General features: G+C 74.1%; 6 protein-coding genes and 2 tRNA genes. 5 read left to right on the top strand and 3 right to left on the bottom strand.

The genetic code is table 11. The annotated features are described in order from the left end of the window. A partial coding sequence (locus ETD83_RS37465; protein ID WP_138649944.1) for a DUF885 domain-containing protein occupies positions 1–1,011 on the top strand: 1,011 nt, incomplete at its 5' end. Positions 1,012–1,091: 80 nt separating this feature from the next. On the opposite strand, the gene ETD83_RS37470 is transcribed toward ETD83_RS37465, so the two are convergent. Further along, positions 1,092–1,502 (bottom strand): hypothetical protein, encoded by a 411-nt coding sequence (locus tag ETD83_RS37470; protein ID WP_138649945.1) that lies wholly within the window; start codon positions 1,500–1,502, stop codon positions 1,092–1,094. A 795-nt stretch (positions 1,503–2,297) separates the two neighbouring features. Then, positions 2,298–3,755: a benzaldehyde dehydrogenase gene (locus ETD83_RS37475; RefSeq protein ID WP_138649946.1), complete on the bottom strand. Its 1,458-nt coding sequence runs from the start codon at positions 3,753–3,755 to the stop codon at positions 2,298–2,300. 379 nt (positions 3,756–4,134) lie between these two features. Between ETD83_RS37475 and ETD83_RS37480 the strand changes: the two genes are divergently transcribed. Next, a tRNA-Asp gene (locus tag ETD83_RS37480) sits at positions 4,135–4,207 on the top strand. 39 nt (positions 4,208–4,246) lie between these two features. Further along, positions 4,247–4,318: transfer RNA gene (locus ETD83_RS37485), tRNA-Arg, on the top strand. Positions 4,319–4,389: 71 nt separating this feature from the next. Here ETD83_RS37485 and ETD83_RS37490 read toward each other — a convergent pair. After that, positions 4,390–5,118 (bottom strand): TetR/AcrR family transcriptional regulator, encoded by a 729-nt coding sequence (locus ETD83_RS37490; protein ID WP_205718095.1) that lies wholly within the window; start codon positions 5,116–5,118, stop codon positions 4,390–4,392. Between the two features lie 115 nt (positions 5,119–5,233). Between ETD83_RS37490 and ETD83_RS37495 the strand changes: the two genes are divergently transcribed. Both ETD83_RS37495 and ETD83_RS37500 read left to right on the top strand, forming a co-directional pair. Further along, a complete protein-coding gene (locus ETD83_RS37495) occupies positions 5,234–6,232 on the top strand; it encodes an ATP-binding cassette domain-containing protein (protein ID WP_205718096.1) in 999 nt (332 codons plus the stop codon). Further along, positions 6,229–7,062 (top strand): ABC transporter permease, encoded by an 834-nt coding sequence (locus tag ETD83_RS37500; RefSeq protein ID WP_138649948.1) that lies wholly within the window; start codon positions 6,229–6,231, stop codon positions 7,060–7,062. Before ETD83_RS37495 ends, ETD83_RS37500 begins: the two co-directional genes overlap by 4 nt. The last annotated feature ends 71 nt before the right edge of the window (positions 7,063–7,133 follow it).

Below are 7,133 nucleotides of genomic sequence, written 5' to 3' on the forward strand. Positions count from 1 at the left end.
GAGCGGGACGCGCTGGGCGCGGACCGGTACCGGCTGGGGGTGCGGGACTTCCTGGGCACGGAGCTTGATCTTGAGGAGACGTACGCGTGGGGCTGGGAGGAGCTGGCGCGGATCCGGGCGGAGATCGCGGACGAGGCGGCGCGGATCCTGCCGGGTGAGCCGCTGCCGGCGGTGCTGGCGGCGCTGGACGCCGATCCGGCGTACCGGATCACGGGTGCCGAGTCGTTCCGGAAGTGGATCCAGGAGCTGGCCGACCGGGCGATCGCGGATCTGGACGGGGTGCACTTCGACATCCCGGAGCCGCTGCGGCGGATCGACTGCCGGATCCCGCCGGTGGAGTCGGGGATCTACTACCTGGCGCCGGCGGAGGACCTGTCGCGTCCGGGGACGGTGTGGTGGACGGTGGAGGACCCGTCCGGCGACATCGTGACGTGGACGGTCCCGTCGACGATGTTCCACGAGGGCGCGCCGGGCCATCATCTGCAGCTGGGTGTGACGACGCTGAACCCGGTGCTGAACCGGTTCCAGCGGGTGTCGAGCGAGCTGCATCCGGGGCACAGCGAGGGGTGGGGGCTGTACGCGGAGCGGTTGATGGACGAACTGGGGCATTACCGGGATCCGGCGCACCGGCTGGGGATGCTGGCGGGCGGGCAGCAGCTGCGCGCCGCGCGGGTGATCCTGGACATCGGGATGCATCTGGAGCTGAAGATCCCGGCCGGGACGGGGTTCCACGAGGGGGAGCGGTGGACGCCTGAGCTGGGCTTCGAGTTCCTGCGGGCGCACAAGGGCCCCGATCCCGACTCGGTGGTGGCGTTCGAGATCGACCGGTATCTGGGACGGCCCGGGCAGGCGATCGCCTACAAGCTGGGGGAGAAGATCTGGCTGGAGGCGCGGGAGGCGGCGCGGCGGCGGGACGGCGCGGCGTTCGACCTGAAGGAGTTCCACCGGCGCGCCCTGGACCTGGGCCCGATGGGCCTGGACCTGCTGCGCACCGAGATGGCCCGCTCCTGACCCGCTAGAACGGCTCCTGACGCGCCGTGGCGCACCCTCCTCGGTCTCAGGGCAGGCTCGGGCTGGTCGGTCAGACGGGGTCAGACGGGTTCGGAGGGGTCCAGGCGGGTGCGGGCGGAGGGCGCGGGTGCGGCGTCGACGCCGGTCTCGCGCAGCCAGCGGCGCGCGTTGCGCCATTGCCGTGCGCTCGCCCGCTGCGGCGACTCCGGGGTGTCGTCCACCGCGCCGTTGTGCCCGCCGTTGTGTGCTCCGTTGGACGTCCCCGCGGGCGTGCCGGGGACGTCGGCGGAGGTGCCTGATGGGACGTCGGCGGAGCCGGTGTCGGCTGAGCTGGCGATGTGGCCGGCCCGTGCGTCGCCGGGCTCGACGACCTGCTTCTCGTAGTGCGGTGGCCAGCGCAGCAGCATACGGCGGCCGCAGGTGGGGCAGGCCCATTCCTCACGCCCGGACTCTTCGATCCGGACCATCCGCATCTCGTGCGTCCTGTACACGATGTGGCCTCCTCGACCTCGGCGCGGGGTTCCGGTTCCGGGGGTTGTGGAATTGTGATTGCCCACGTCAAGTGGGTTAAACGGGATGGTGAACGATCTTTAAGGTCCGGTCACGTGACGGGCGGGAAAACCTATTGGGGCGGGCGCGGGCCCGGCACTACGCTGGCGCGCATGTCAGGTATGACAAAGAGCGCGGCCCGGGTGGCCGTCTCCGTGGCCGCGTACGTCCGGCTGCGTGAGCGTCGCCCCGCCCTGGACCGCCCAGCGCGCACCGGCGCCTGACCTTCCCGCGGCCCCCGCCGAGACGTCTCGGCGGGCCCGCCGTGCGCCGCCGATCCGGCGCACCCTGATCCGGCGTGATCTGTTTTTCGCGGTGTCTGCGGTGTCTTCCGCCTGCGGTGTCCAGGGCCTTCGAGCGTCCGCCGACCATTTCGGGCGGGCCGCCGGGCACCGGTCACGCGCTGCGCGCTTCCCCGGGGTGAGCCACGGGTGCGGCCCGTCCCGACCGGCCCGCCGAGGCCGCAAGCCGAGGACACCCACCGTGACCCCAAGGCCCCACAACACCCGCAACACCCAGAACACGCGCGCGCCTCGCTGCGCCGCGCTTATCGGTGGGGCGGGTGGACGCGGCGTTCCGCGCGGCGGGGGTGCCGCGGGACGCCGTCGTCGCGTTCGTCCATCCCGACCAGTGGGTGGCGCTGGTGCGCGTCCTGCACGGCCACGACACGCCCTGACCGCCCTGGCGACCACCCCGCCGCGCCCCGAGATGGTCGCCGGGGCGCGGGCCGGGCGGGGTCAGAACGGGTAGGTGGCGATCTGGTCGCGGATCGTGACCCACTGTGTCTCGGTGAACGCCTCGATGTTGGCGTCGGGCCCGCCGAACCGCGACCCGTTCCCGGAGGCCGCGAGCCCGCCGAACGGGACGACGGGCTCGTCGTTGACGGTCTGGTCGTTGATGTGGACCAGCCCGGTCGGGACCGCGTCGGCGATCCGCATGGCCTGCCCGACGTCGCCGAGGATGCCGAGCGACAGCCCGTACTCGCTGGCCGCGGCGAGCGCGATCGCCTCCTCGGTCGTGGCGAACGGCACGACGGGCGCGACGGGCCCGAACACCTCCTGGGCGTAGGCGGGCATGTCCGGGGTGACCTCGGCCAGGACGGTGGGGCGGTAGAACAGGCCCTCGTGGGTGCCGCCCGCGGCGAGCCGCGCGCCGGCCGCGACGGTGCCGCGCACCAGCTCGTCGACGTGGGCGAGCTGTCCTTCGTCGATGATGGGGCCGAGCGCGACGGGCCCGGACGCCGGGTTCCCGACGGGCAGCTTGTCGGCCTTGTCGGCCAGCGCCGCGACGTACTCCTCGTGCAGGCTCTCGTGCACCAGGTGCCGCCCGGAGGTCATGCAGATCTGCCCCTGGTGCAGGAACGCGCCCCACGCGCCCGCCGACACCGCGTCGGTGACCTTCGCGCCGGGCAGGACGATCAGCGCGTTGTTGCCGCCGAGTTCCAGGTGGGCGCGTTTGAGGAGCCGCCCGCACACTTCGCCGATCTTGCGTCCGGCGGCGGTGGAGCCGGTGAACGACACCACCCGCACCTCCGGCGCCGCCACGACCGCCTCGCCGGCCTCGCGGCCGCCGGGCAGCAGGTGCAGCAGGCCCGCCGGCAGCCCGGCCTCCTGGAAGATCCGCGCGACGGTCACACCGCCGCACACCGCGGTGCGCGGGTCGGGCTTGAGCAGCACGGCGTTGCCGAGCGCCAGCGCCGGCGCGACCGACCGCATCGACAGGATGAGCGGGAAGTTGAACGGCGCGATCACGCTGACGACCCCGGCGGGGCGGCGCCGTGCCAGGCTCCATCTCGGCTGCGCCGACGGCAGGACCAGCCCCTGCGGGTGGGAGGCCAGCGCCGCCGACTCGTAGCACAGGCTCGCCGCGAAGTGCGCCTCCAGTTCCGCCTTGGGCGGGATCGACCCGGACTCGCGCACGATCCAGTCCTGGACCTCGGCGGCGTGGTCCTCGAACAGGCGCCCGGCGCGGCGCAGCACCGCCGCGCGTTCCTCGTAGGTGCGGGCGGCCCAGTCGCGCTGCGCGGAGGCGGCGGTCTCGGCGGCGCGCTGGACGTCCGCGGCGGAGGCCTGGCCCAGGGTGCCGAGCGTCCCTCCGGTCGCGGGCTCGGTGACGTCGTAGACGCCGCCGGCGGCGGTGGTCCAGCCACCGTCGAAGATCTTCCCGGTCCAGACGCCGGGGTCAAGCAACGCCATCGCTCCTCCTCGCTTGCGGGGTTGTGCGCGCGGACCCGCGCACGCACGCAGATCCCCGGTTTCCACCCTCGCCATGCCGGACGCGTGCGGGAACTTCATCGTTCCACTCAATGGAAACGTCCCCCGCCGGGAAAACGCGTTGCGGCCGGGCGGGCGGCGCGGGCACCCTGGAGATCACGTGGGCGCCGCGAGGACCGGCGGCCCCCGGCACCGGAGGGAGCGATCATGATGCGCCGACGGCGACGCCGCGACCGCGATCGCGACCGGGCCCGCGTCACCGGGCCGGCGGCCCCCTGACGTCCGCGCCCCGCGCGGCGGCCGCCTTCCCACCCCGGAAGAGCGGCCCTTTCCGTCTCCGGTTGCCTTTTTCGACGTTCACGACCTCGTAGCTCAGCGGTCAGAGCACCGGCCCGTCACGCCGGACGCCGTGGGTTCGAATCCCATCGGGGTCGCCGCCCCGCCCCCGCTGTCACCCTGGGGGCGGGGTCCCGCTCCCCGTAGCTCAGCGGACAGAGCACCGGCCTCCGAAGCCGGAAGCGCAGGTTCGATCCCTGCCGGGGAGACCCACGCTGCCCACGCCCGCCCGCGCACGCCCGCGCACGCCCGCGCCTGCGTCCTGGCAGGCGGGGGAGGGTCAGGGGGACGGCAGGACGGCGGCGATGCAGTCCAGGACGCGGTCCAGTCCGTAGCGGAACTGCTCGTCGGGCGTCATGTGCGGCAGCCGCGCGTCGATGACGATGCGCTCGAACATCGGGTACGCGCCGCTCTCCAGCAGTTCGCGGACGTAGGGGCCGCTCTGCATCATCCACCGCTCGGGCGTCATCCCGGTCTGCTCGCTCTCGCGCGCCCATTCGATCTCGCCGCGCACGACCCGCTCGACGTAGCCGCCGAGCATGTCCAGCAGGGTGAACATCTCGTCGATGGGGATGCCGACGTCCAGGGCGCCGAACGCGAACTCCGTCAGCCGCAGCCGGTTGGGGCCGGGCACGGCGCGCGGCCGGTGCAGGCCCGCCAGCCAGGGGTGCCGCCTCCACACCGCGCGGGTCCGCTCGGCGAACAGGGCCAGGTCGGCGCGCCAGTCGCCCGACGGGCGGGCGGGCATGTCCATCTCGGCCAGGACGTGGTCGGCCATCAGGTCGAGCAGGACGTCGCGGGAGGGGACGTAGCGGTACAGCGACATCGCGCCGGTGCCGAGGTCGGCGGCGATGCGGCGCATGGACGCGGCGTCCAGGCCGTCGGCGTCGGCGATCCGGATGGCCGCCTCGGTGATCTGGGTGCGGCTGTAGGCGGGGCGGGGCCCGCGTCCCTGCCGTTCGGGCCGCTCGGGGACCGACCAGATGCTCACGAAGTCGCCGCCTGACACCGGTCCTCCTCGCCCTCGCCTTCCGAGCATCCTAGTTGCGTACGACGTACCCAGTTGTTTACGCTGGCGTCCATCAGTTGCGTACATCGTACTCAGATAGTGCTGGAGGCCCCTCGTGACCGGCGAACCGATCGTGGTCGCCGAGGCGCTGCGCAAGCGCTTCGGCGACACCCAGGCCCTCGACGGCCTCGACCTCACCGTCCCCGCCGGGACGGTCTGCGGGGTCCTCGGGCCCAACGGCGCGGGAAAGACCACCGCGGTGCGGATCCTGGCGACCCTCGCCGACGCCGACTCCGGCAGCGCCCGCATCGCCGGATACGACGTCGCCCGGCACCCCGACCGGGTGCGGGAGCGGATCGGGCTGGCCGGGCAGTACGCGGCCGTCGACGAGAAGCTCACCGGGCGCGGCAACCTGCGCCTGTTCGGCCGCCTCTACCACCTGTCGCGCCGCGACGCGCGCCGCCGGGCCGACGAGCTGCTGGAGCGGTTCGGGCTCGCCGAGGCCGCCGACCGGCGGGTCGCCGGCTACTCCGGCGGGATGCGCCGCCGCCTCGACCTGGTCACGAGCCTGATCCTGCGGCCCCAGGTGCTGTTCCTGGACGAGCCCACCACCGGCCTGGACCCCCGCGGCCGCGGCGAGATCTGGGACGCCGTCCGCGAGCTGGCCGCCGACGGCACCACCGTCCTGCTCACCACCCAGTACCTGGACGAGGCCGACCGGCTCGCCGACGACATCGCCGTCGTCGACCGCGGCCGCGTCATCGCCACCGGCACCCCGGACCGGCTCAAGGCCTCCATCGGCGACCGGCTCGACGTCGTCCTGGACGACCCCGCCGCGGCCGGCGGCGCCGCCGGCGTCCTGCACCGCCTCGCCGGCGCACACCCCGCCCTGGACGCCGGGCGCCTGTCGGTCCCGCTCGCCGCCGGGACCGTCCGGCTCGCCGACGTCGTCCGCGAACTGGACCGCGCCGGCGTCACCGTCGCCGACGTCGCGCTGCGCCGCCCCACCCTGGACGAGGTGTTCCTGCGCCTCACCGGCGGCCCCGCCGGCACCACGACCGAAACCACCGAAACCCCCGGCGCCGCCCGGCGGCGGAAGGAGGCCGTCCGATGACCGCCCTCACCGCGCCCGCCTCCCGTGCCGGGCGCCTCCGCTGGACCCTCACCGACGGCCTCACCCTCATCGGCCGCGAACTGTCGCGCCTCCGCCAGGAGCCCGGCGAGCTTATCGGCGCGCTGATCTTCCCCGCGACGATGGTGGTGCTGTTCGGGTACGTGTTCGGCAGCGCCATCACCGTGCCCGGCGGCGGGAACTACCGCGAATACCTGATGCCCGGCCTGTTCGCGATGGTCACCTTCACCGCCACCATGGCCGTCACCCTGCGCGTGGCCACCGACGCCTCCCGCGGCGTCATGGACCGGTTCCGGTCCATGCCCGTCGCCCGCTCCGCCGTCCCGTTCGGGCAGACCGGCGCCGAGATCCTCAGCGGGGTCCTCGGCCTGGCCGTCATGGCCGCCGCCGGGCTCCTGGTCGGCTGGCGCGCCCACGGCGGCGTGTGGCCCACCGCCGAGGCGTTCCTGCTGCTCGCGCTGATGCGGTACGCGCTGAGCTGGGCCGGGTGCTACCTCGGCCTGGTGGTGAGGAACGAGCAGACCGCCGACCAGCTCATCCCGCTGGTGTTCCCCGTCACCATGCTGTCCAACTCCTTCGTCCCCACCGGCGGGATGCCCACGGTGCTGCAGGTCATCGCCGACTGGAACCCCGTCAGCGCCCTCACCGCCGCCTGCCGCGACCTGTTCGGCAACCCGGGCGCGCCCGCGGACGGCGCCGGCCTGGCGTGGCCGCTGGCGCACCCGGTCGCCGCCACGCTCGGCTGGTCGGCGCTGCTGCTCGCCGTCTTCGTCCCGCTGTCGGTGCGGACCTACCAGCGCCGCGGCCGATGACACCGCGCTGACACGCGCCGACACGCGCCGGGGCGGGGCCGCGGCCCGGGCCTGGACGCCCGGGCCGCGGC

It is taken from the genome of Actinomadura soli, from assembly GCF_005889715.1.
In the GTDB taxonomy this organism is placed as follows: Bacteria; Actinomycetota; Actinomycetes; order Streptosporangiales; family Streptosporangiaceae; genus Spirillospora; species Spirillospora soli.

Bases quoted from the DNA above. Each gene is read 5' to 3' on its own strand.
- ETD83_RS37475 (WP_138649946.1), bottom strand. From the start codon at position 3,755: ATGGCGTTGCTTGACCCCGGCGTCTGGACCGGGAAGATCTTCGACGGT.
- ETD83_RS37500 (WP_138649948.1), top strand. From the start codon at position 6,229: ATGACCGCCCTCACCGCGCCCGCCTCCCGTGCCGGGCGCCTCCGCTGG.